General features: G+C 64.4%; 21 protein-coding genes. 14 read left to right on the top strand and 7 right to left on the bottom strand.

Going from position 1 to position 22,635, the window contains the following annotated elements:
• Positions 1-84 precede the first annotated feature (84 nt).
• The 4 genes from BIWAKO_RS22030 to BIWAKO_RS22015 all read left to right on the top strand — a co-directional run bounded on the left by BIWAKO_RS22030 (position 85) and on the right by BIWAKO_RS22015 (position 4,160).
• Positions 85-819, top strand: a complete 735-nt coding sequence (locus BIWAKO_RS22030) for a FadR/GntR family transcriptional regulator (RefSeq protein WP_201788638.1) — start codon at positions 85-87, stop codon at positions 817-819.
• Positions 816-1,649 carry an enoyl-CoA hydratase gene (locus BIWAKO_RS22025; RefSeq protein WP_069880461.1) on the top strand — a complete coding sequence of 278 codons (834 nt, stop codon included), beginning with the start codon at positions 816-818 and terminating at the stop codon, positions 1,647-1,649. The genes BIWAKO_RS22030 and BIWAKO_RS22025 overlap by 4 nt, the downstream gene beginning before the upstream one ends.
• Before the next feature lie 27 nt (positions 1,650-1,676).
• Positions 1,677-2,654, top strand: coding sequence for a Bug family tripartite tricarboxylate transporter substrate binding protein (locus BIWAKO_RS22020; RefSeq protein WP_069880460.1), 978 nt, complete (start codon positions 1,677-1,679; stop codon positions 2,652-2,654).
• Positions 2,655-2,744: 90 nt separating this feature from the next.
• Positions 2,745-4,160, top strand: a complete 1,416-nt coding sequence (locus tag BIWAKO_RS22015; RefSeq protein ID WP_069882694.1) for an FAD-binding oxidoreductase — start codon at positions 2,745-2,747, stop codon at positions 4,158-4,160.
• A gap of 123 nt (positions 4,161-4,283) precedes the next feature.
• Here the strand turns inward: BIWAKO_RS22015 and ampC are convergent, their stop codons facing one another.
• A complete protein-coding gene (gene ampC / locus BIWAKO_RS22010) occupies positions 4,284-5,429 on the bottom strand; it encodes a class C beta-lactamase (protein ID WP_371332200.1) in 1,146 nt (381 codons plus the stop codon).
• Between the two features lie 126 nt (positions 5,430-5,555).
• Between ampC and BIWAKO_RS22005 the strand changes: the two genes are divergently transcribed.
• Complete coding sequence (locus tag BIWAKO_RS22005) at positions 5,556-6,485, top strand: LysR family transcriptional regulator (RefSeq protein WP_084651676.1); 930 nt, start codon at positions 5,556-5,558, stop codon at positions 6,483-6,485.
• 111 nt (positions 6,486-6,596) lie between these two features.
• Here the strand turns inward: BIWAKO_RS22005 and BIWAKO_RS22000 are convergent, their stop codons facing one another.
• On the bottom strand, positions 6,597-7,238 hold the full coding sequence (locus BIWAKO_RS22000; protein ID WP_244523513.1) for a nucleoside deaminase: 642 nt from the start codon (positions 7,236-7,238) through the stop codon (positions 6,597-6,599).
• A gap of 421 nt (positions 7,239-7,659) precedes the next feature.
• On the opposite strand from BIWAKO_RS22000, the gene BIWAKO_RS21990 reads away from it, so the two are divergent.
• The 7 genes from BIWAKO_RS21990 (at position 7,660) to BIWAKO_RS21960 (ending at position 15,891) form a co-directional block, all read left to right on the top strand.
• Positions 7,660-10,503: an autotransporter domain-containing protein gene (locus BIWAKO_RS21990; protein ID WP_141740181.1), complete on the top strand. Its 2,844-nt coding sequence runs from the start codon at positions 7,660-7,662 to the stop codon at positions 10,501-10,503.
• An 87-nt stretch (positions 10,504-10,590) separates the two neighbouring features.
• Entirely contained in the window at positions 10,591-11,571 is a 981-nt protein-coding gene (locus BIWAKO_RS21985; RefSeq protein ID WP_069880455.1) for a Gfo/Idh/MocA family protein, read from the top strand.
• Positions 11,572-11,725: 154 nt separating this feature from the next.
• A complete protein-coding gene (locus BIWAKO_RS21980; RefSeq protein WP_141740180.1) occupies positions 11,726-12,937 on the top strand; it encodes a GGDEF domain-containing protein in 1,212 nt (403 codons plus the stop codon).
• 83 nt (positions 12,938-13,020) lie between these two features.
• Positions 13,021-13,320 carry a hypothetical protein gene (locus BIWAKO_RS21975; RefSeq protein WP_069880453.1) on the top strand — a complete coding sequence of 100 codons (300 nt, stop codon included), beginning with the start codon at positions 13,021-13,023 and terminating at the stop codon, positions 13,318-13,320.
• Between the two features lie 80 nt (positions 13,321-13,400).
• A complete protein-coding gene (locus tag BIWAKO_RS21970) occupies positions 13,401-13,916 on the top strand; it encodes an ImmA/IrrE family metallo-endopeptidase (protein WP_069880452.1) in 516 nt (171 codons plus the stop codon).
• A gap of 68 nt (positions 13,917-13,984) precedes the next feature.
• A complete protein-coding gene (locus BIWAKO_RS21965) occupies positions 13,985-14,260 on the top strand; it encodes a YARHG domain-containing protein (RefSeq protein WP_244523512.1) in 276 nt (91 codons plus the stop codon).
• Positions 14,261-14,376: 116 nt separating this feature from the next.
• Positions 14,377-15,891 carry a helicase HerA domain-containing protein gene (locus BIWAKO_RS21960; protein ID WP_069880451.1) on the top strand — a complete coding sequence of 505 codons (1,515 nt, stop codon included), beginning with the start codon at positions 14,377-14,379 and terminating at the stop codon, positions 15,889-15,891.
• An 8-nt stretch (positions 15,892-15,899) separates the two neighbouring features.
• On the opposite strand, the gene BIWAKO_RS21955 is transcribed toward BIWAKO_RS21960, so the two are convergent.
• Positions 15,900-16,466 (bottom strand): TIGR00645 family protein, encoded by a 567-nt coding sequence (locus BIWAKO_RS21955; RefSeq protein WP_069880450.1) that lies wholly within the window; start codon positions 16,464-16,466, stop codon positions 15,900-15,902.
• Positions 16,467-16,738: 272 nt separating this feature from the next.
• On the opposite strand from BIWAKO_RS21955, the gene BIWAKO_RS21950 reads away from it, so the two are divergent.
• A complete protein-coding gene (locus BIWAKO_RS21950; protein ID WP_069880449.1) occupies positions 16,739-17,203 on the top strand; it encodes a BA14K family protein in 465 nt (154 codons plus the stop codon).
• Positions 17,204-17,392: 189 nt separating this feature from the next.
• A complete protein-coding gene (xth, locus tag BIWAKO_RS21945) occupies positions 17,393-18,178 on the top strand; it encodes an exodeoxyribonuclease III (protein WP_069880448.1) in 786 nt (261 codons plus the stop codon).
• A 67-nt stretch (positions 18,179-18,245) separates the two neighbouring features.
• Here the strand turns inward: xth and BIWAKO_RS21940 are convergent, their stop codons facing one another.
• The 4 genes from BIWAKO_RS21940 to BIWAKO_RS21925 form a co-directional block, all read right to left on the bottom strand.
• A complete protein-coding gene (locus BIWAKO_RS21940; RefSeq protein ID WP_069880447.1) occupies positions 18,246-18,689 on the bottom strand; it encodes a hypothetical protein in 444 nt (147 codons plus the stop codon).
• Positions 18,690-19,084: 395 nt separating this feature from the next.
• Complete coding sequence (locus tag BIWAKO_RS21935) at positions 19,085-20,038, bottom strand: tetratricopeptide repeat protein (protein ID WP_244523511.1); 954 nt, start codon at positions 20,036-20,038, stop codon at positions 19,085-19,087.
• Positions 20,025-21,755 (bottom strand): dihydroxy-acid dehydratase, encoded by a 1,731-nt coding sequence (gene ilvD, locus BIWAKO_RS21930; protein WP_069880446.1) that lies wholly within the window; start codon positions 21,753-21,755, stop codon positions 20,025-20,027. Before ilvD ends, BIWAKO_RS21935 begins: the two co-directional genes overlap by 14 nt.
• Before the next feature lie 278 nt (positions 21,756-22,033).
• Positions 22,034-22,615, bottom strand: a complete 582-nt coding sequence (locus tag BIWAKO_RS21925; protein WP_069882691.1) for a YqaA family protein — start codon at positions 22,613-22,615, stop codon at positions 22,034-22,036.
• Positions 22,616-22,635: the final 20 nt, after the last annotated feature.

Raw genomic sequence — 22,635 nt, 5'->3', positions numbered from 1 at the left:
ACACCTCCGAAAGGCTTCGCAATGGCCAAGACGCCTCAGACGACCGCACCGCCGACCGGCACCGCCCCGATTGTGCAAGCAAGCTTGTTTCGCTCCATCGGCCGGTCGAAGACGCTCTCGGATGAGATCGCCTTCACTCTGCGCGAAAAAATTCGCTCGGGAGAGCTTCCCCCCGGCGCGCAATTGCCGACCGAGATGGTCATGGCAGAGGCATTCGGCGTCAGTCGAAATGTCATTCGTGAAGCCATCGCCCGCCTGAAGCTGGCGGGTTTCATCGAAACGACGCAAGGCGTTGGCAGTTTCGTCGCACAGGATGTGTCGCAACTCGTCTTCACGATCGAGGAGAGCGACCTTCTCGATCCGGTTCAGCTGCAACTCGTCTTCGCCCTGCGCATCGAGATCGAAACCGCAGCGGCCGGGCTTGCGGCGGCGAACCGCACTGAATCCGACCTCGCAGTCCTGCGAGCCGCGCTCGCCGAAGCCAATCGCCGTGCGGCCGATCTGGACGCGGGCACTGCCGCCGCCATTGATTTCCACAGCGCCATCGGCAGCGCGACTAACAACCCCTATTTCGTCGACCTCATGCGCTATCTGCAGGGTCGGCTGCACGGCTCCATCCGCACCACGCGCCGCTCGGTCATCACCTCGCCGGCGCTCCTGCAGGCCATAGAAGACGAGCACTGCGCCATCTACGAGGCGATCAGCCGGGGCGATGTCGAGAGCGCACGATCGGCCATGCGTGACCATCTCAACGGCGTCATGCGGCGTCAGGGCCTTGCCGCGCAAGACACCTCAACGTCCAAACGGGAAAGAACATGAGCTTGAGCGAGGAAGTCGGGATCGTGCGCCTGCTGGAAGGCGCGATCACAGACAAGATCATCGCCGAGAAGCGCGGCAATGTCGGCTGGCTGACCTTCAACCAGCCGCAGAAGCGCAATGCCGTCTCAGTCGATATGTGGGAGGCGGTTCCTGTCGTCCTCGACGCGTTCGAGGCCGACCCCGATATCCGGGTGATCGCGCTCAAGGGCGCGGGAGACCAGGCCTTTGTCAGCGGCGCCGACATCTCGCAGTTTGATCAGCATCGCGCCGAGCGCGGGGCCGTGAACTATTACGAGGAGATCGCCGAAGGCGCGCAGCTGCGCATCTACGCCTGTGACAAACCCACCATCGCAATGATCCGCGGCTATTGCCTCGGCGGCGGCGTCAACATCGCCCTGAGTTGCGATCTGCGCATCTCCGGCAGCAGCGGTCGCTTCGGCATCCCGGCCGCGCGCGTCGGGCTCGGCTATCGGCTGAGCGCGATGACGAATCTGGTCAACACCGTCGGCCACGCCAAGGCGCGCGAGATGTTTTTCACCGCACGCCAGATGCCCGCCGAAGCAGCATTGGACGCCAATCTCGTCCATGCCGTCGTACCGGAAGCTGACCTTGCCGCTGCAGTTGCTGACCTCTGCGACACCATTGCCGCCAATGCGCCGCTCACGATCGCCGCCGGCAAGCGGATGATGCGCGAACTGCTGAAGCCCGGAGCCGAGGTCGATGTTGCGGCAAGCAAATCCTGGCTGCGCAGCTGCTTCGACAGCGAGGACTACATCGAGGGCCGTCGCGCCTTCATAGAGAAACGCAAGCCGGTCTTTCGAGGCCGGTAGGCCCACAATAACATCGAGGAAACGTCCATGATAACGAAACGCCATCTGCTGATTGGCGCGGCGTCACTGACGCTTGTTGCCATCAGCCAGCCTCATGCCCAGGCCGACACTTATCCATCAAAACCCATCAAACTCATGGTCGGTTACGCACCCGGCGGAACGACCGATATCCTCGCCCGCGCAGTCGCGCACAAACTGTCGGAGAAGCTGGGCCAGCCGGTCGTCGTCGACAATCGGCCGGGCGCCGCCGGCGGCATCGGCTCGGAGATCGCAGCAAGAGCGGCGCCCGACGGCTATACGCTGCTGATGGCGACCGCCAGCAGCCATGGCATCAACCCGGCAGTCTACAGCAAGCTCACCTACGATCCGGTCGCGGATTTCCAGCCGGTCGCCTTCATTGCCTCGGTTCCGCTCGTGCTTGCGGTCAATCCATCCGTTGGGGCTTCCGATACCAGGAAGCTGATCGAGCTGATCAAGAGCAAGCCCGCAGCCATGGACTATGCGTCCAGCGGCAATGGCTCGCCGGGTCACCTTGCCGGCGAGATGTTCCGCCACATGGGGGGACTGAAAGTTCAGCATATTCCCTATCGCGGCGGGGCACCGTCGCTGACCGGTGTCATCGCCGGGGAGACCCAGTATACATTCGGAACGCTGCCCGCGACGCTGCCGCATGTGAAATCCGGCAAGCTCGTTGCGTTGGCCGTAACCACCGGCAAGCGCTCCTCGGTGCTTCCCGATACGCCGACCGTCGCCGAAACGCTTCCCGGTTACGAGGTCAACACCTGGAACGGCATCCTCGCGCCCAAGGGAACTCCGACAGCGATCGTGATGAAGCTCAACGAAGCCGTCGCCGAGGTGATGAAGACCGATGAGACGAAGGCCGCCTTCGCACGCGAGGGCGCCGAGCCGCAACCGATGACCCCAGCGCAGTTCGGAACCTACATATCCAACGGGCTGGCGGGCTGGGCCCAACTGGTCAAGGAAACCGGAACGAAGATCGACTAGGCTCGACGAACATGATTGAACCGCCGCCTGCTTCATACGGGCGGCGGTTTCGTGCTCACGTTCACGCTCGCGGCCTTCCAGGAGAACGCAATGTCCACGCCCCCCCTGAACGAGCTCGAGCAGATCGTTGGAGCCGACCATGTCCTGACCGACGCTGCCGCCATCGCGCCGTTCTGCGAGGACTGGCGCGGCCGGCGGCACGGCCTTGCCCGCGCGGTGGTCCGGCCGGCCGACGTCCGGCAAGTCGCGGAGATCGCCGCCTGGAGTCAGCGCCACCGCGTGCCGCTGGTTCCGCAGGGCGGGAATACCGGCCTCGTCTTCGGCGGCATTCCCGATGACAGCGGACAAGCGGTCGTGGTCCAGCTCGGGCGCATGAATCGGATCCGCGAGATCGATACGATCAACGCCGTTGCGATCGTAGAGTCGGGCGTCGTCCTGCAGACCTTGCAGCAGCGTGCACTCGACGCGGGCCTGTTCTTTCCCGTCAGCCTCGCCGCCGAGGGCAGTTGCCAGATCGGCGGCACGATCGCCACCAATGCCGGCGGAACGGCGGTTTTGCGCTATGGCAACATGCGCGACCAGGTACTCGGACTGGAAGTCGTGCTCCCCGACGGGCGGGTGTGGAATGGCCTGCGCGCGTTGCGCAAGGACAATACCGGCTACGACCTGAAGCATCTCTTCATCGGCTCGGAAGGAACTCTCGGTATCGTCACCGCCGCCGCACTCAAATTGCACGCGGCACCGCAGGCCCGCGCGACCGCGCTGGCCAGCGTCCGGGATTTCGCAGCGGCTTTGCGCCTGTTCCAGCTTGCCCGCTCGCGCGCGGCCGATGTCCTGTCCGGCTGCGAGTGTTTTACCGAAGACTGCCGCGCCCTGGTCGAAACCCATGCTCCACATGTCGCCCAACCGGCACTGCGCGGTGGCGTCTATGTGCTGCTGCAACTCGATGCGGCGACGCCGGAAATTCCGCTCGAAACGATCCTGGAGAGTGTTCTCTCCGAAGGCTTCGAGCAGGAGATCGTCGACGACGCCGTCATCGCCCGTTCCCTGGCACAGGCTGAGCAGCTCTGGGCACTTCGCGAGAACATCACGGAAGCGCAGAAGCGCGCAGGCCCCAGCTTCAGCCACGATGTTTCCACCCCGATCAGCGCTATCCCGGCCTTCGTCGATCGCAGCCTGACGGCGCTGAATGCGATCGACACCCGCCTGCGCCCGATCGTTTTCGGCCATATCGGCGACGGCAATCTGCATTTCAATCTGTTGGCACCGCCCGGAGCCGACGCCACGGAACGCCAGAGCCTGCATAAGAAGGTCGAGACGGCGCTCTATGATCTCGTCGAGGCTTTCGACGGCAGCATCAGCGCCGAGCATGGCCTGGGCGAGCTCAAGCGCGATCTCATCGAAATCTATAAGTCGCCATTCGACCTGGAGCTGATGCGAGGCGTCAAGCGCCAGTTCGACCCCTCCAACCTGATGAATCCGGGCAAGGCGGTGCGGCTGGTCTGACGCAGCCGTTGGGTTCGGCTCTGCGCGTCACGGCATTACGGCACAATCGGAGCGGTAGCAGCAGGGGCCTGCACCGCAGCCTGCTCCGATTGTCCTTCGCCAGACGAATGCAACCAGCCAGACTTACTCGGCAAGCCGCGACAACACCTGATGCGCCGCCTTCACCCGCGCATCATTGGGGTAGTTCTTGTTCGCGAGCATGACGATCCCGATCTTCTTCGCCGGGACATAGGCGACATAGCCGCCAAAGCCGTTGGTCGATCCGGTCTTGTTGAGGATCACGTCGCTCCGCGGCGCCATCGGCGGCTCGATCGCAACCGCCGGGACGCCGTTCAGGATCATCTTGGCCGAGTTGCCGGCGACGAGTTTGTCCAGCTCGACCGGATAGGGATATTGCTCCCAGATCAGATCCTGGATGAGCTCGCCCGCGCGGAAATACCCGGTATGGGTCGCCCTCGCAGCGATGGCCGCCTTCCCCGGCGTGGTGCCGATGCCCATGTTCACCTCAAGGAAGCGGATCATGTCGACGACGTTGGATTTGATTCCGTAGGCTTCGGTCGCGAGCAGGCCCGGGGAGACCCGGATCGGCTTGTCTTCTCGATTGTAGCCCCACGCGTACGACTTCATCTCGGCCGCAGGGACGGTGATATAGGTTCGTCGTAACCCGAGGTCCGGGAACAACCGCCGCTCCATCAGCGTCTCGAAGCTTGCTCCCATCGCCTTCGCGGTGACGACGCCGAGAAGCCCGATGCTCGGGTTCGCGTAATTGCGGTATGTGCCGGGAGTGAACCGCGGCTTCCAGGCGCGATAATAGGCCATGAGCTGCTTCTGATCCTTGACGTCGTCAGGAACCTGAAGCGGAAAGCCGCCAGCCGTATGCGTGCCGAGATCCAGCAGCCGGACATCGTCCAGGGCACTGCCCTTCAACTCGGGCATGTGTTGGCTGACGCTGTCGTTCAGCGACAGCTTGCCCTCGATCTCGGCAAAGGTCGCAAGCGTCGCCGTAAAGGTCTTGCTGATCGACCCCAGTTCGAAGAGCGTGTCACGCGTGACGGGAACCTTGGGTTCCCTCGAGGCCAGGCCATACTCGAGGAAGTAGCGCTTTCCATCGATCGTCACCGCGACGGCGAGGCCGGGGATCCCGTGCTGCTCGATCACCGGCTTCATCGCTTCGTCGACAGCCTGGCGCACCCGGGCATCCTGGTCGGGGCCGGCTGCATGGGCGCTGGACAGGCTGCCCAGCGTGCCGGCGAGAACGCTGGCTGCCAGACCGGCATAGAGTCGTTTGGACAAGGGGATCTCCTTCCAATTCGGAATAAGCGCCGTTTATGACCCCTTCGAACTTCCTACAAACGATGATAAGTCGGATCAGCCATAAGTTAAATTTGGGCATCGATGGTTCGACCTTTTCTGCCACTCAACGCGCTGCGGGCGTTCGAAGCCTCGGCCAGGCATCTCAGCTTCACGCGGGCCGGCATCGAGCTGGCGGTGACGCAAGCTGCCGTGAGCCAGCAGGTTCGATCTCTCGAGCAGAGATTGGGCGTTCAGTTGTTCCGCAGGCTCCCGCGCGGCCTCAGGATCACGGCAGAGGGCGAAGCCCTCCTCCCCGTCGTGAGCGATGCCTTCGATCGCCTGGCCACGACGCTCGACAGGGTTGGGTCGGGAAAGGTCCGCGAGCTGCTCGTGGTCGGAGCGGTGGGCACCTTCGCAGTCGGTTGGCTGCTGCCCCGGCTCGAGGATTTCAGGCGCGCTCATCCGTTCGTCGAGCTGAGGCTTTCCACCAACAACAATCGCGTCGATCTGGCTGCCGAAGGATTGGATTTCTCCATTCGGTTCGGCAACGGCGCCTGGCATGGGCTCGATGCGACGGAGCTGTTCGAGGCGCCCCTGACACCTCTCTGTACGCCCGACTTGGCCGCCGCACTCCGTGCGCCGCAGGATCTGGGCGCACTCACTCTGTTGCGCAGCTACCGCATGGACGAGTGGAGTCGCTGGTTTGCCGCCACTGGCGCGGAGATGCCGCCCAATATTGCAGGCGCCATCGTATTCGACTCGTCGCTCGCGATGATGGAGGCCGCAGAACAAGGCGTCGGAGTAGCCCTGGCCCCGGCCCTCATGTTTTCGCGCCAATTGCGCAACGGCTCAATCCGGCGGCCGTTTCCAGCCTCGATCTCGCTCGGAAGCTATTGGCTGACCAAGCTCAAATCGCGGAAGCCGACAGCTGCGATGCAGGCCTTCGCTGACTGGATTGCGGCCCAGGAGCCGGATGCTCAGAACGCATCGTTTGGCGACATGCGCGCGCAGCATTCTGCCCGCGGCACATGAAGCCGGCGCACAGGTTCTGCCGTGCCGACGAAGCTCTGGCGATGGAGCATCGCCAGGCAGGCAAAGCGCAATCGGCCAAGCCATGAGGGAGGCGCGAACCTGGCATCCTCCTCAGTAGGGATGCCGATCCTGCTTCTTCATCCAGGCCTCATAGGCTTTGAGGCCGGTTTCGCGCTCGAAATTCTCGGTCACCGCTATGCGGCGTGCCGTCCAGGGCTTGGCGAAATCCTCGTACTGGAAGGCGTCGTCGAAGCCGATCGCGCTGGTATCCTTGAGGCTCGCGGCGAAATAGACATGGTCGATGCGCGACCAGTAGATCGCGCTCATGCACATCGGGCATGGTGCGCCGTTGATGTAGATCTCGCAGCCTTTCAGCATTTTGGCGCGCTCGGGCACCGGGTCCGGCGATCCAGGCTCGCGTGGGATCATCTCCAGAATCGTGCCTGCGCCGTAGTCACTGCCGAGCAGGGCCTTGGGGTTCAGCCGCGCCGAGGCATCCATGATCGCGGTGACCTCCGCATGGAAGACCGGGATGCCGGTCAGCAGCACGCGGTTCTGGCCCCGGCCGATGATCTCACCATCCTTGACGATGACCGCGCCAAACGGGCCACCCCACCCCTTCTCGACCGACTCGATGGCCAGACGGGTGGCCTCCTCCATGAATTTCCGCTTTTCGGGGGCCGGTGCGGCGATTGCAGATGTTGCCGAGAATCCAACCGAAGCGGCGGCGCCTGCTGCGATCGCCGTCGTCATGAACATCCGCCGGTCCGGATTGCTCAACTCCTCGCATCGCATCCGGTGGCAACCGGCATCATGGACCGTGTTGCAGCTGCAGCGCTTCATGAATCCCCCCACTGTCGAAGCGCCCTGAACCCATTCGCCCAGAGGTCGCGCCACCCTATCTTCCAGGTTGAAAGATCGGATTAACGCAACACGGCCCGCGACCTTGCGGGCGTCGGCTTCGATGGAAACGGAGGGTAGCAGCCGTACTCTGTCGCTGATCTCTTAGCCCATGGCGGGATACATCCCAGCCAATCACCCCGAGTGTCCGAACCCGCTTGCCCCTACCTTCACCATACGAATACTGCCGTATTGACGATGGCGAGATGCAGCGGCAAGCCCTTGGGTCGACGACATCAACCCGGACCACCTGATTCCTGCCTTTGAGGCCTGCGTGACGTCCTTGCCTAAAATCGCCACCGCGATGCTTCTGCTGACGACGGCCCTGACGAGCGCGGCTTCGGCGCAATCGGGCGGCCTCCTCACCGACCCCAATACGTGGCGAGCTCCCGAGTACAAGGCCCAGTGGGGGCTCGATTACATCAATGCCGCAAACGCCTATGCTCGCGGCGTCGACGGCAGGGGCATCCTGGTTGGCGTCGTGGATGGCGGATTGTTCACCGGACATTCCGAGTTCATAGGCCGCTTTGGAGGCGGTTACGACTATGTCGCGAACACACCGTTTGTGACCGATCCTCAAGGTCACGGCACTGAAGTTGCCTCCGTGATCGCAGCCAACCGCGACGGCATGGGCATGCATGGCGTGGCGCCGGGAGCCACGATCCTCGCCGCGCGCGTCTTTGATCAGGATGGAGTTCCGGCAACGTCTTCAGGCTTCGTTGCGGCCTTCGACGGGCTCGTTGCGCGTGGGGTGCGCGTCATCAACAACAGCTGGGGCAGTTTCGACTCTGTCACGTCGGTGACTCGGAGTGAGCTCGCTCGATGGCAGGAGCTGCCGGCCTATCATCGTGCAGTGGCATCTGGCGCACTGTTGGTCTGGAGTACAGGCAATGACGAGCGGAACCAGCCGAGCATTGAAGCCGGCCTGCCCTATCATTTCCCCGAACTGGAACGCGGCTGGCTGGCAGTGGTGGCCTACGGACCTGGCTACGAGCCGCGATACACGAACCGCTGTGGCGTGGCCAAAAACTGGTGCCTGACAGCTCCCGGCGGCGGGGATTGGTGGGGCGAATTCCCGGACGACCCCATCGTCGTCGCTGACAAGAACGGCGGCTACACCAAGGTCCATGGTACCTCCTTCGCCGCCCCCCATGTCTCCGGCGCAGCCGCGCTCGTCTGGCAGATGTTCCCATTCTTCACGGCCGACCAGGTGCGCCAGACCCTGCTCGGCACGGCCCGGGACATTGGCCCGCCCGGCATCGACGATCGGTTCGGTTACGGCCTGCTCGATGTCGGCAAGGCGGTGCTCGGACCCGGCCGTTTCGATTGGGGCGATTTCGTCGTCGACCAGCCCGGCGGCCTCGCCGTCTTCGGAAACGACATGGTCGGCACCGGCGGTCTCGTCAAACGCGGCGCGGGCGAACTCGTGCTCACGGGCCACAGCTCCTATGCCGGAGCGACACGCGTCGACGGCGGCTTTCTATCGATCATGGGCAGCATCGCCTCGCCAACCAGCATCGGTGCGGCCGGCACGCTCACTGGTACCGGCCTGATCACGGGCTCCGTCACCAATGCCGGCACCCTCTGGGCCGGCGATAGCCGCGGCGTCGGCACGCTGACCATCAGCGGCAATTACGTGCAGCAGGCCGGTGGCGTTCTGGTTCAGCAGGTCAGCCCAATCGGTGGGCTGAACCACCTTGCCGTCACCGGCACCGCCAGCCTTTCCGGCCTCGTCGCCATGGGAGGCGGGGCGCAACTCCTGCCGCGCTTCCTGACCATGCCGGTGCTCAGTGCCGGACAGGGCCTCATCGGCCGCTTCGACGGCATCGAGGGACCGACGGGCAACGGTTCGGCGCCCTTCATCGAGGCGAGCCTGCGCTACCAGCCGAGCTCGGCGCATCTCGATATCCGCACCCTGCCCTTCGATACCCCAGGCGTCTGCGCTTCGGCCAACCAATGCGCCGTCGGCGCAGCGCTCGAACACGGCCTTGCCGGCGCGGATCAGGATCTGCGGGACGTGACCGGGCTGCTGCAGGCAGCCGGCACGCGGGACGGCGCGCGACAGGCCCTCGCCAGCCTCTCAGGTGAAGCCCACGCCGGGCTCGGCACTCTGGCGCTCGGCGGCTTTGCTCCCTTCGGCAACATGATCTCGCAGCGGCTCAGCGATCTGCGCTCCGGCCAGGCCGAACCCACCGCAACCGGCGCCGCAATGGCTTATGCATCGAGCGCCGCGGCGAGTCCCGCCGCAGCGCTGCTGATGCGCCTGCCGGCCGGGCCAGCTTCAGCCCAGAACAATCTCTGGGCGCGCGGCTATGGCCTCATCGGCAGGCTCGGCGGCGATGCCAATGCCGGCGGAGCCGATTATCGCGTCGGCGGGCTGGTCAGCGGCTTCGACCGGCAGATCACGCCCGATTTTCTGGCCGGGCTGAGCCTTGGCTACTCCAGCACCGACGCCGAATTCCGCAACTTCTCCGGCAAGGGCAGCATCAAGGCCCATGAGGGCGCGGTCTATGGCAGTTACACGCGTGGTCCGCTGCGCCTCGACGGCACCCTTGGTTATGCCCGGCTCGATTTCGAGTCCGAGCGCAGCATCAGTCTTGGCGGGCTCTCGCGCCAGGCGAAGGCGGATTATGGTGGCGATCGCTTCACCGGCGCGCTCGAGTCCGGCTACACCATCGATCTCGGCTGGTCGAAGCTCGAGCCGCTGGCGGCGCTGCGCTACACCTATCTGCGGCAGGACGGCTTCAGCGAGACCGGCGCCGGGAGTATTGGCCTGACGGCCAGCAGGCAATCGGCGGAGAGCCTGCTCGGCAGCCTGGGCCTGCGCCTGGCAAACGAGTTCGATCTCGCCTCGGGTCGCGTCGCAGTCGAGATTCGCGGCCGCTGGCAGCACGAATTCCTCGACGATGCGATGGTGCTCGATACCGCCTTCATCGGAGCCCCTGCCGCGACTTTCCCGGTCCAGGGCGCGGGAATGGCGCGCGATAGTGCGCTTCTCGGCCTCGGCCTGTCGGCGCGTGCCGGCCGCAACGTCACGCTGTTCGCAGACTATGACGTCAGGCTCAATACCGACGCCACCGCACATGCCTTCACGGCCGGGCTGCGCGCCACATGGTAGCGACGAAGGATTGTCAGTACGTGTGCTCGTGAGCCTGACGGAATCCTGCTATCGCGCTTCTCGGCTCAGAGCAGGGATTCTTAGGCGATGCGGAACGGCACTCTCTCGATCGGGATCATTGGCGCGGGTATCATGGGCGAGCGGCTGCTGCGCGCCATTCTCGACCAGCCCCAGGAACTGGTGAAAGTCAGTGGCATCTGGGATCCGGCGCCTTCGGCAATGGAGCGGATGGCTGCAACCTTCCCGCAGGTTCCACGGCTCGCCGATGCCGCTACGATCGTCGCCGCCAGTGACTGCGTCTATATCGCCTCGCCGCCAGCCTCCCACCTCGCGCACGCCCGTGCCGCCATCAGCGCGGGCAAGAGCGTCTTTTGCGAGAAGCCACTGGCGGTCGATGTCGCCGATGCGCGCGCCTTTGTTGCGGAAGCCGGCGACAGAGGCGCGGTCAATTTCCCCTTCGCCTCCTCGCTTGCCGTTGCGACATTGATGGAGTGGATCGCGCAGGGTGCGGTCGGCACGGTGTCCCGCGTCTCGATCGAAGTCGCCTTCGCGACATGGCCACGCCCCTGGCAGGCCGACGCGGCAGCCTGGCTGGACAGAACCCAACAGGGCGGTTTCACCCGCGAGGTCGTGTCGCATTTCCTCTTCCTGAGCCGCAGGCTGGTTGGCCCCCTGCATGGGCTCACGGCGAGCGTGGCGTTCCCCGAGGCGGGCAAATCGGAGCGCCGGATCGAGGCCGGGTTGCTGGCCGGTGACATCCCCGTCGCGCTCAAGGGCAGTGTCGGGAGCACTGGGAAGGACGACCACAATATCTGGATGCTGGAAGGTGATAGGGGCGCGGTCCGGCTTTGCGACTGGTCGATCGCCGAACGCCGCCTGCCCGATGGCAGTTGGGAACGCGCTGCCGACGCATTGTCGCAGGCGGATGCACGCCCCGTCGCGCTCAGGCGCCAGCTCGAGGGTGTCATCCGCCTCACGCAGGGCGAACCGCATCATCTCGCGACGCTGCCTGAAGCCTTGAACGTTCAGGAGATCGTCGAGGCCATCCTCGCCAGCGAGCACAGCTAGGAGTGGCGTTGCGGCGGGGGCCGTCCGACTTCCCTCGCATTCTCATCACCGGCGCAAGGCTTCCGAAACCGTCCCCGCGCAGACCGGTAGCGCTTGCAACCCAGTGCCCCTCTCCGCAACGGAGTGTTAGGCACTCCGTTCGCGGGCTTGTGCGGTGAGTGCTTTGGAACAGGTCATAGACGCCGCGGCAAACGCGCCCCCGGCGCCTGCGCGCGACAGTTCCTATGCAGGGCAGCGCGCGCAAGGCTTCAAGCGCCTGCGCTTCGTCTCGGCGCTGGAAGACGAGTACCGCCGCTATATGCGCATCGAGCAGCGCATGAGCACGCTGGTCTGCGCGCTCACCGCGCTCGGTATCTGGCTGGTATTCATCGCGCTCGACATCTCACGGATCGACCCGCTGACGGAATATCGGGCGCAGCGCTACGACGCCCTGGCCGCAACCGCTCTGCGCTGGGTCACGCTCGCCGTCCTACTTTCCCTGATCTCGGTCCTCGTCGGCAAACGCCTGCCCCGCGCCTATAACCGGCTGAGCTTCCTCGTTCTCGTGCTGATCGGAACGACGAGCGCAGTCAGCGCCAATGTCTTCAAGTTGCGCGACCTCGCCCAGGCGGACCTGGCCGGCTTCGTCATCATCATGGCGGTATTCCTGCCGGTCGGCCTGACCTTCCATCAGAGCGTCGCCGCGGCGATGCTGATCGCCGTCCTGAATGCGCTGCTCGGGTTCATCATGCTCGATCCCGGCCATATCCATGAGCATATCCGGATCTCGATCCTGATGTTCTTTGCCGTGTTCGTCGGCGCCGTCGGCGCCTATCTGCGCGAATACACCCAGCGCGATCACTTCCTGCTGCGTCGGATGCTGCACAACCGCGCCATGTCCGACGCACTGACCGGCATCGGCAATCGGCGCTTCTTCGAGGAGCACGCGGCGACGGCCTTGCGTCAGGCCAGGCGCGAGCGCGCCGGTCTCGTCTTCGCCATTCTCGATGTCGATCACTTCAAGAAGTACAACGACCGCTACGGACATCAGGCCGGCGACCTGGCGCTGCGCAGCCTGGCCCGCGCGCTCGAAGCGAGATTGCGCCGACCGATGGACATGGTGGGGCGCCTGGGAGGCGAGGAGTTTGGCCTGATCCTCTATGGGGTCAGACTCGATACGGCACGCGCCATGCTTGATAATCTCGTCCGCGCGGTCTCCTCGCTCGACATTCCCCATGACGCCTCGGATACGGCCCCTCACCTGACTGTCAGCGTCGGAGCGGCCCTCTTCGACGGCCTTGAAACACTGGAGCAGATCTACAGGCGTGCGGACGGTCTGCTTTACGTAAGCAAGGCGAAGGGCAGAGACCGGTTTACGCTTGGCTAGCGGCTGTGCACGCGACGCGCTATGCTGGATCAGGCCCGATTTGAACGCGTAGAACGCGCGGGCCCTCCTGCGGAGATTATGCCATGATCAGCGCAGCCCTTCTCTCACTTTCGCTATCAACTGGTCTCTTCGTTCCCGTTTCCGATGGGCCACCGCGCTTCGACGTCGTCAACACCTGTCGCGACGTCGGCCGTTCCAGCATGGGGGTCGGTCGAACCGCCCAGGCCTGCCAGGACGACGAGAACCAGGCGCGCGCGACGTTGGTACAACGCTGGTCGGCCTATCCAGCGCAGAACCGCAACACCTGCGTCGAGAGCGCACAGCTCGGCGGCCCGCCCAGCTATGTCCAGGTCCTGACCTGCCTCGAGATGGCCCCGCGCTAGCTGCGCAAGCCCGATGTTCCTGGATTGAGCATTGGCAAAGAGCGCGCTAGGCTGCTCCTGCTCCGTCATGGGAGGCTGTCATGAAGCCCGCATTCCTGACCGATGCCCAGATCGATGCCCGCGCCTTGAGCCATCGCCGCGAACTCGGCTTCCGCGACGAACAGGGCATTGATTTCATGATCCTGATGGCGCGGCTGAAGGCCCGCTATCCGAATTTTGCCTATGAACGGGTACCGGACGGCCAACTCGCCGACGCCGAGGCACAATGGGATTCCCAGACCAAGCGCCTTCGGATTCCGGAACCCGTGTTTCTCGCGGCCCTGCGCGGCGAAAGCCGGGCGCTGATGACCATTGCCCATGAGGTCGGGCATGCCCTGCTCGGCCATGAAGGAATCCTGCATCGCGCCCCTGCCGGCTCGCAGGCCGAGCGCCTCTCGGCCAAGGTCCGGGCGATGGAGTATCAGGCCCGGCGCTATGCCGCCGCCTTGCTGATCCCGAATATCGAAGCGATCCGCCATATGAGTGCGGGCGAGATGAGCGAACATTTCGGAGTCAGCATGAGCGCCGCCATGCTGCGCAAGAGCGAGTTGAAATAGCCCCGCTTGCCCGGGCTTGCCCGGCGGCCCAATCTTGAATCGTGTCGCCTCGATTCAAGAAGTGAGCCATGCCGCACAAGACATTGATGATCATGGCATTCCTGACTTTGACAGGAATGCCTGCGCCGACCCTCGCGCAGCAAACCTGCGACGAGCTCTGGTATGCCCGCAACGAGATCTACAAAGCGCAGGGCTACTGCTTCCGCACTCAGCGCGGTATCGCGGCCTTTGGCAATGCCGGCTGCCAATACGACAATGCCGAGGATCTGCCGCTGTCGAACACCCAGCGCCGCATGATCGCCGACATTCAACGTGAAGAACGCGTACGGCGCTGCCCGCGCTGATCTGCCCGGGGCCGATAGTTGTGGAAGGCCGGCCGTATCCGGCCATCGGCCAGTTCCAGTGTGTTAGAAGCGCCGGTCCGGGAACAGGGCGGCAGACGGAGCAGCAAGACCAGAGCATGACGACGGGCATCGACATGGGTTTGACCCAGGGTGGACAACCCGCGCTGCTTGATCTCGCCGAATTGCTGGCGACGCGCCTGCTGGTTCAAGGCAATTCCGGCTCAGGAAAGTCGCATCTGCTGCGCCGGCTGCTGGAGCAGAGCGCACCGCTGGTCCAGCAGGCCGTGATTGATCCAGAGGGCGATTTCGTCTCGCTGGCCGGTCAGTTCGGCCATGTCGTGGTCGATGCCGCCTGCGGCGAGGCCGAATTGCAGCGTATCGCGATCCGCGTCCGCCAGCATCGTGTCTCGATCGTGCTCAATCTCGAGAACCTCGACGCCGACGAGCAGTTGCGCGCGACCGCCGCCTTTCTCGGCGGGCTGTTCGACGTCGATCGCAGCATGTGGTTCCCGATCCTGGTCGTCGTCGACGAGGCGCAACTCTTCGCCCCCGTCATGGCCGGCGAAGCGTCAGACGAAGCGCGTCGCCTTTCGCTCGGCGCCATGACCAATCTGATGTGCCGCGGCCGCAAGCGCGGCCTCGCCGGGGTGATCGCGACTCAGCGTCTCGCCAAGCTTGCCAAGAACGTCGCGGCCGAGGCCTCGAACTTCCTGATGGGCCGCACCTTCCTCGATATCGACATGCAGCGCGCCTCCGACCTGCTCGGCATGGACCGCCGCCAGGCCGAGATGTTCCGCGACCTCGAGCGTGGCCAGTTCGTCGCATTGGGCCCGGCGTTGTCGAAGCGCCCCTTGCCGCTCAGGATCGGCGCCGTGTCCTCGGTCGATCGCGGCAGTGCGCCCGGCCTGATGCCCCTGCCCGAACAGGCCCCCGAGGATGCAAGCAAGCTGATTTTCGAAGCGGGCGAGAACGAGCCTCCCGTCACCTCCTGGGTCCCGCGCCCCACGCCGCGGCCGCGCCCGGCAGCCAATGAAGTGCTCCGCCAGATCGAGAGCTATCGCCCTGCCCCCGCCGTGGAGCCGGAACCCGAGATTCCGATGGAACCGGAAGAGCGCGAGGCGATCATGACCGAGATCCTGCGCGATCTGATGGAGGATCCGGAAACGCGGAGCCGCCAGGTCGCCGTGGTCTATCAGGACTTTACGGTGCGCTGCCGCATGCGTCGCGTCGGTCAATCATCGCTCAGCCTGGATGACTTCCGCCGGCGGCTCGCCGTGGCGCGTGCAGGGGCAAGTGAGGACATCACAGCGTCCCATGCCTGGCAGGTCTCGCTCGACGCCGCAGCCACCCTGCCGGACGACCTCCAGAGCCTGTTTCTCTACATTGCCCGCACCGCGATCGAGGGCGCTCCCGCCCCGACCGACGCCGAGCTCGCCGAAGTCTATGGCAGCCATTCGCCGGGCCGCGCCCGTCGTGTTCTGGGCTATATCGAGGAGCGCGGGCTCCTCGTCTGCCATGTCGATTTTCGCGGCCAGCGCACGCTGGCATTACCGACGATCGGCGTCGAGACTGCGCCCGGTCAGGCACAACCGCGCAGCACCAAGGGGATGCCGCGCGGCCTCAGAGCCTGACCCGTGGCTCAGTGGCCCTTGCCGGCCGGCAGCGTGATCTTGTCGACCCAGGCGATGCCCATGGCCGAGAAGATGAAGACGACGTGGATCACCGTCTGCAGGATGACCCCGGTCTCGGTGTAGTTCGTCACCCGTCCGGTATTGCCGATATTGCCGGCCTCGATGAAGGTCCTGAGCAGGTGGATCGACGAGATGCCGATGATCGCCATGGCGAGCTTGATCTTCAGGACGCTCGCGTTGACATGGCTCAGCCATTCCGGCTGATCAGGATGGCCATGGAGCTTCAGGCGCGAAACGAATGTCTCGTAGCCGCCGACGATCACCATGATCAGCAGGTTGGAGATCATCACCACATCGATCAGCCCGAGCACGACCAACATGATCTGCTGCTCGCCGAACTCCGTCGCGTGCCTGACGAGGTGGACCAGTTCCTTCAGGAACAGGAAGACGTAGACGCATTGAGCGACGATGAGGCCGAGATAGAGCGGCACCTGCAGCCAGCGCGAGCCGAAGATGATCCTCGGCAATGTCGTCATCGCCTGGGCAGGGGGCAGCGTCGGATCTTGATGCAGCATAGAGCGGTTCCGGATGCGGGAAGGGATCGTGTTGCGAAGCAACATCACGCCGTCGCTAGATGGTGCGGAAGCGCCTGCGAGACAAGCGCTAATCCTGAGCCGAACTTTGCATCGAAATGCTGAAATGCGATGACGAAGCGCCGCAAGGATGAAATTTCACGGATCTTGACGGCCGGGGCTTTCACGCCGCCGCCTTGCACTATAAAATTGCCACGGATTGGAGGAACACTCGCGTTCCTCTCACGTTCGAGAGGAAAGGAGAAAGTTTCGTCATGATCAAGACCCTCGCCATCGCCACCGCGCTGCTCGGAGGCGTCGTTCTGACCGCCCCGGCGAGCGCCGCGCCGCTGAGCGCGACGACTGGCTCAGTTGCGGCTGTCGCCGAAACCGGCAGGGATCTGGTTCAGACCGTGCAGTATCGGAGATATTACGGTCCGCGCTACGGCTACCGCGGCGGCTATTATCGCGGCGGACGCGGTGCGGCTGTCGGCGCCGGTATTGCAGCGGGCGCTATCGGTGCACTGGCAGCCGGCGCATTGCTTGCGCCGGGTCCTGTCTACGCGGCTCCGGCCCCGATCTATGGGGGCCCGGTTTATGGCGAGCCAGTTTATGGCGGCCCGGTTTACGCCGCGCCGGCTTCCGATGCGGTCGCCTATTGCGCGCGCCGGTTCCGCAGCTACGACCCCGAGACCGGTACCTATATCGGCGCGGGCGGCGTGGTACGCGCCTGCCCCTGAGCGCTGACGCCCATTCGGCGCCACGATATCGAGCCTCTCCATGGCGACATGGGGAGGCTTTTTGATGGGGAGATATGCCGTCCAGGCAGGCATGCTGACGCCATTTGGCATGACCGGCGCCACTGCAGGGTTGTCAGCGGGCGATCTCTGACGCTTATTCTCCGCTCGATCTGACTCGGAGCCAGCCCGTTGCGCATTGTGACTTGGAACGTCAATTCGGTCCGCCAGCGGCTTGGCCATCTGCTCGATTTCCTCAAGGAATCCGAGCCCGACGCCCTGTGCCTGCAGGAGCTGAAATGCGTCGACGGGGATTTCCCGCGGCGCGAAATCGAGGAGGCCGGCTGGCAGGTCGAGACCCATGGCCAGAAGACCTTCAACGGCGTCGCGCTTCTCAGCCGAACCAGGCTCGAGGATGTCTGCCGCGGCTTGCCTGGGGACGATGCCGACGAGCAGGCGCGCTACCTCGAAGGCGTGCTGCCCTATGCCGGCGGCGTTGTCCGCATCGCCTCGATCTATCTGCCGAACGGCAACCCGCCCAATACCGAGAAATACCCCTATAAGCTTGGCTGGATGCGCCGCCTGACCGCCCATGCGCAAACGCTGCTGGCCCATGAAGAGCCGCTGGTGCTGGCTGGCGATTACAACGTCATCCCCGAGCCGCGCGATGCCCGCGACCCCGCCGCCTGGGTCGATGACGCGCTGTTCCTCCCGCAAACCCGCGCCGCCTTCCGGGGGCTGGTCAATCTCGGATTTACCGAAGCGCTGCGCTCGACCACGGATTCCGGCGGACTTTACACCTTCTGGGATTATCAGGCCGGCGCCTGGCAGCGGAACAACGGCATCCGGATCGACCATCTGCTGCTCTCGCCGCACGCGGCAGACAGGTTGGCCGCTGTCTCGATCGCCAAACATGTCCGCGGCTGGGACAAGCCGTCGGACCACGTGCCGGTCATCGTGGAGTTGAAGGCCGCGTAATCAACTCCGCGTCCCCGCGCGGCTGTTGCCTGCAGCAAGCCTCGTCCACGGCACATGGAACGACGCGTCAGTAGCAGACCAGGACGCGGCGAGCGACAACGTAACCCCACTCGTCATAGTGCTGCTGCCACGCATAGTAGCAGCCGTCATTGTAAAAGGTGTTGTAGTAGTAGGGCGCGCCGACGGCGAAGGCCGAGCCGAAGAAGAACCGGTTGTGGTTGAACCGCTGTTGGTGGAAGAAAACCGGCCGACCGACAAAAGCTGAGCGGGCAAAACCGGGATGCGCGAAACCGCCCCCTCCGAAGCCAGCCATTCGGGCGCCGCCGCCGTGGAAGGCCATGCCGCCACTATGGAAGCCTCCACCACCCTGGAAGCCGCCGCCACCGCCGTGGAAGCCTCCACCGCCGCCGAACCGCGCTTCGGCTGGCGCCGACCATGCGATGACACCGACTGCCATAACCGCGGCGAAAGCAACGGCAGTCGTCTTGGTGATGCTGAACATTGAGGTCATGACGAATCTCCCATCAAGTGAGCCTCGCCTTGCGATGAATCTCCGCCCTATCGCATGAACATACGATGAACATTGCCCCGTGTTCAGGCCTCGGACAAGCCAGCGCCATCACATCTCGGTGTGCGCCCGTTTCGCACCGGCGCAGCCCGCTTCCGGAATTGCGCGACCGCCGAAGAGCAGACGACGCGCCCGAGAAAATCGGCGCGATTCCCGGCAGTTCCGACCGGCTACATCCGGAGCCGGACCGCGAGCAACGGTCTTCCCACGCAACGACAAGGCGAGGATGCATGGAGGGCTGAAGGGAGAAAGCGATGCGGTGGGAACGGCAGGTCGTCCGTGCCCACGCCGTGGGTTACGCCGCCCCGAGGCGGTCGTGCACGTCCCCCATACGCCTCTCAGCGTTCGCTGGTGCGACCCGCAACCTGCTGGCGCTCGACCAGCGACAGAGCCGCGTTGCGGTCACTCACCGACGCCGCGGCAAAGGCTGCGTCATAGCGCTCGAAGATCCAGGCTTCACGCGCCGGATCGGCGGCATCACGTGCCAGTGCGAGCCACATCAGCCCTTGTGAGACCTGACGCGGAACACCGTCGCTGCCACGAACCAGCATGTCGCCAAAAACGGCCCGCGCCGGCACATGGCCCTTTTCGGCCGCAAGCTTCATCCAGCGCGCGCCCTGCCGCTGGTCGCGGCCGGTGCCCTGCCCGTTCATGTAGAGCCGGGCAAGATTGTACTGGCCGTCGGGATCACCGAAATAGGATGCGGCATAGTGGAACATATCGAAGGCACGGTCGATATTGGGCTTCACATAGGTGCCCTTGATACCGTCCGTGAAATAGCTGCCGAGCGCCACGAAAGCGCTGCCGACGATACGCCCGTCAGCCGTGCCCGGAATCGCATCGGCATTCTCATCCGCGATCTTCGAGAAGTATTCGAAGGCCTTCAGATCATTGCTTGGAACGCCTTCGCCACCGGCATACATCCGGCCGAGCTTGTACTGAGCCGTGAGGTGGCCGTGCGCCGCGGCGTACTCGAGTGCGCGCACGGCGCCGGCCTGATCACCAGCAGTTGAATCGCGCATCCACGCCTTCAGCGCATCGCGCGCGCTGGCGAAGGGCGCCAGCGGCAGCGCGGCATGCGCGGCGGGCGCGTTCGGCGCGGGCGCCAACACACGGCCATTGGGTAGAGCCTGCAGGCCCGCCGGAGGCGGCCCCTCGGGCTCCGGCAGCGGAGCCCCCGGAATCGAACGCGGCGGGATTGGCGCCCGGCCCATGACATCCTGCGACCAGGCTGCCGACTGGCAGCCCAGGATCAGGAATGTTCCAGCTATGATGGTCTCAGATATCCGCATAGCAATGGGTTTCTGCCGCCCCTCCTGGGTGGGTCACGGCCCCGCCTTTGGCGGAACCGACCGTTTGCGCGTATTTCCACAGCGCGCCCGAATTGTAGTCGGTCTTGCGCGGTTTCCAGGCCTTACGACGCTCCTCAAGTTCGGCATCAGAAAGGCGGCACGCGAGCTTTCCTGTGATGGCATCGAGCTCGATGATGTCCCCATCGCGGATGAGGCCGATCGGCCCGCCAACAGCGGCTTCAGGGCCGACATGGCCGACGCAGAAACCGCGCGTCGCGCCGGAGAATCGCCCGTCCGTGATCAGCGCGACCTTGTCGCCCATGCCCTGGCCGTAGAGGGCCGCGGTCGTCGACAGCATCTCGCGCATGCCGGGGCCGCCCTTGGGGCCCTCATAGCGGATGACCAGCACGTCGCCGACCTTGTACTCGCGATTGGTGACGGCCTTGAAGGCGTCCTCCTCGCAGTCGAAGCAGCGAGCCGGCCCGGTGAAGACCAGGCTCTCGGCCGGCATGCCCGCGATCTTCACGATCGCGCCCTCAGGGGCAAGATTGCCCTGCAAACCGACAACACCGCCATTGTCGGACAGCGGCTTGTTGGCGGGGCGGATCACGTCCTGCTCATCGTTCCATTTCACCGAAGCGAGGTTCTCGGCAATCGTGCGACCCGTCACCGTCATGCAGTCGCCATGCAGGTAGCCATGGTCGAGCAGGGTCTTCATCAGCAGCGGGATGCCACCGACCTCGAACATGTCCTTGGCGACATATTTTCCACCTGGCTTCAGGTCGGCGATGTAGGGCGTTTTCTTGAAGATCTCGGCGACGGCGAAGAGATCGAAATCGATACCGCATTCATGTGCGATCGCCGGCAGGTGCAGCGCGCCATTGGTCGAGCCGCCCGAGGCCGCCACGACCATGGCGGCGTTCTCCAACGCCTTGCGGGTGACGATGTCGCGCGGACGAATGTTCCTGGCGATCAGCTCCATCACCATCTCGCCGGCGGTGTAGCAGAAGGTGTCGCGCACATCGTAGGGCGCAGGCGCGCCGCAGGAATAGGGCAGCGCAAGGCCGATCGCCTCGGCGACCGTCGCCATGGTGTTGGCGGTGAACTGGGCGCCACAGGAGCCCGAGGACGGGCAGGCCGCCTCCTCCAGTTCCTTCAGGTCCTCGTCCGACATGGCGCCGACAGAGTGTTTGCCGACGGCCTCGAACACGTCCTGGACGGTGACCGGCTTGCCCTTGAAGGTGCCGGGCAGGATCGAGCCGCCATAGATGAAGATCGATGGCACGTTGAGGCGAACCATCGCCATCATCATGCCCGGAAGCGACTTGTCGCAGCCGGCAAGGCCGACCAGCGCGTCATAGCAATGGCCGCGCATGGTGAGCTCGACCGAGTCGGCGATGCATTCGCGCGAGGCCAGCGACGACTTCATGCCCTGGTGGCCCATGGCGATGCCGTCGGTCACCGTGATGGTGCAGAACTCGCGCGGCGTGCCCGCGGCCGAAGCAACGCCCTTCTTGACCGCCTGGGCCTGGCGCATCAGCGAAATGTTGCACGGAGCCGCCTCGTTCCAGCAGGACGCAACGCCAACGAAGGGCTGTGCGATCTGCTTCGAGGTCATCCCCATCGCATAGTAGTAGGAACGATGCGGAGCACGCGCCGGCCCGACGCTGACATGCCGGCTGGGTAGCTTCGACTTATCGAAAACGCGCGCGTCCATTCTACCTGTCCTCGCCCCACCCTGCGCTTGCAGTGCGCGGCAGGTGTGCCACGCAGCCCGCGCCAGGCGCAACGTTCAGTCTCTTTGCAGGCTCGGGAAGGACATAATCTTCCAACCGGACAAACCCGACTTTAAATCATCTAAATCTCAGTGACTTAACGTCCCTCTTTGCTGGGGGCGCTTTGTGGCGGCATCGCGGCATCTGATCCAGCTCAGGACCGCGCGCATGCGATGCCTCAGCGGTGTTGCCACGATGTCACAATTTGAGGAGCCGCAGCTCAGAGAACCATGGGCAGGACGAAGAACCCGCCGACAACCACCACGAACAGAATCGTCACGCTGAGCGGCAGATGCTTCTCGATGAAGATACGGATGTTGTCGCCGTAGAAGCGTAGCGCGAGCGCGATCATGGCGAAGAAGGTGACGCGTGAGATCACCATGCCAATGGTGAACTTCCAGATGTCGAAATGCAGGAAGCCCGACATAATCGTCACGATCTTGAACGGGATCGGTGTCAGCCCCTTGGTGACCAGCACCCAGAACCAGAAATCCTGCGAGCTCGAGATCAGATGGGCGGCCTTGTCCTGAAGCCCGTAGATGCTGATTAGCCAGACGCCGACGGATTCATACAGGAAGGCGCCGATCGCATAGCCGAGATAGCCCCCGGTAACCGCGCCAAGCGAGCAGATTCCGGCATAGAACCACGCCCGGTCCGGCCGCGCGATGCACATCGGCAGCAGTAGCGGGAGCGGAGGCAGCGGACTGACCGAACTCTCGACGAAGGTCAGGGCGAAGAGCAGCCAGGGCGCGGCGGGGTGGGATGCGTAGGAAACGCACCAATCATAAGCTCGCTTGAGCATGCGTCGGTTCAGTGTCTCGT

This window comes from Bosea sp. BIWAKO-01 (assembly GCF_001748145.1).
Classification (GTDB): Bacteria; Pseudomonadota; Alphaproteobacteria; order Rhizobiales; family Beijerinckiaceae; genus Allobosea.
This window is presented reverse-complemented; position numbering and strand designations above follow the sequence as displayed.

Coding starts and splice junctions, on each gene's coding strand:
- BIWAKO_RS22025 (WP_069880461.1), top strand. CDS start 816: ATGAGCTTGAGCGAGGAAGTCGGGATCGTGCGCCTGCTGGAAGGCGCG.
- BIWAKO_RS22020 (WP_069880460.1), top strand. CDS start 1,677: ATGATAACGAAACGCCATCTGCTGATTGGCGCGGCGTCACTGACGCTT.
- BIWAKO_RS22015 (WP_069882694.1), top strand. CDS start 2,745: ATGTCCACGCCCCCCCTGAACGAGCTCGAGCAGATCGTTGGAGCCGAC.
- BIWAKO_RS22005 (WP_084651676.1), top strand. CDS start 5,556: ATGGTTCGACCTTTTCTGCCACTCAACGCGCTGCGGGCGTTCGAAGCC.
- BIWAKO_RS22000 (WP_244523513.1), bottom strand. CDS start 7,238: ATGACGACGGCGATCGCAGCAGGCGCCGCCGCTTCGGTTGGATTCTCG.
- BIWAKO_RS21985 (WP_069880455.1), top strand. CDS start 10,591: ATGCGGAACGGCACTCTCTCGATCGGGATCATTGGCGCGGGTATCATG.
- BIWAKO_RS21975 (WP_069880453.1), top strand. CDS start 13,021: ATGATCAGCGCAGCCCTTCTCTCACTTTCGCTATCAACTGGTCTCTTC.
- BIWAKO_RS21970 (WP_069880452.1), top strand. CDS start 13,401: ATGAAGCCCGCATTCCTGACCGATGCCCAGATCGATGCCCGCGCCTTG.
- BIWAKO_RS21965 (WP_244523512.1), top strand. CDS start 13,985: ATGCCGCACAAGACATTGATGATCATGGCATTCCTGACTTTGACAGGA.
- BIWAKO_RS21960 (WP_069880451.1), top strand. CDS start 14,377: ATGACGACGGGCATCGACATGGGTTTGACCCAGGGTGGACAACCCGCG.
- BIWAKO_RS21955 (WP_069880450.1), bottom strand. CDS start 16,466: ATGCTGCATCAAGATCCGACGCTGCCCCCTGCCCAGGCGATGACGACA.
- BIWAKO_RS21950 (WP_069880449.1), top strand. CDS start 16,739: ATGATCAAGACCCTCGCCATCGCCACCGCGCTGCTCGGAGGCGTCGTT.
- BIWAKO_RS21940 (WP_069880447.1), bottom strand. CDS start 18,689: ATGACCTCAATGTTCAGCATCACCAAGACGACTGCCGTTGCTTTCGCC.
- BIWAKO_RS21935 (WP_244523511.1), bottom strand. CDS start 20,038: ATGCGGATATCTGAGACCATCATAGCTGGAACATTCCTGATCCTGGGC.
- ilvD (WP_069880446.1), bottom strand. CDS start 21,755: ATGGACGCGCGCGTTTTCGATAAGTCGAAGCTACCCAGCCGGCATGTC.
- BIWAKO_RS21925 (WP_069882691.1), bottom strand. CDS start 22,615: ATGCTCAAGCGAGCTTATGATTGGTGCGTTTCCTACGCATCCCACCCC.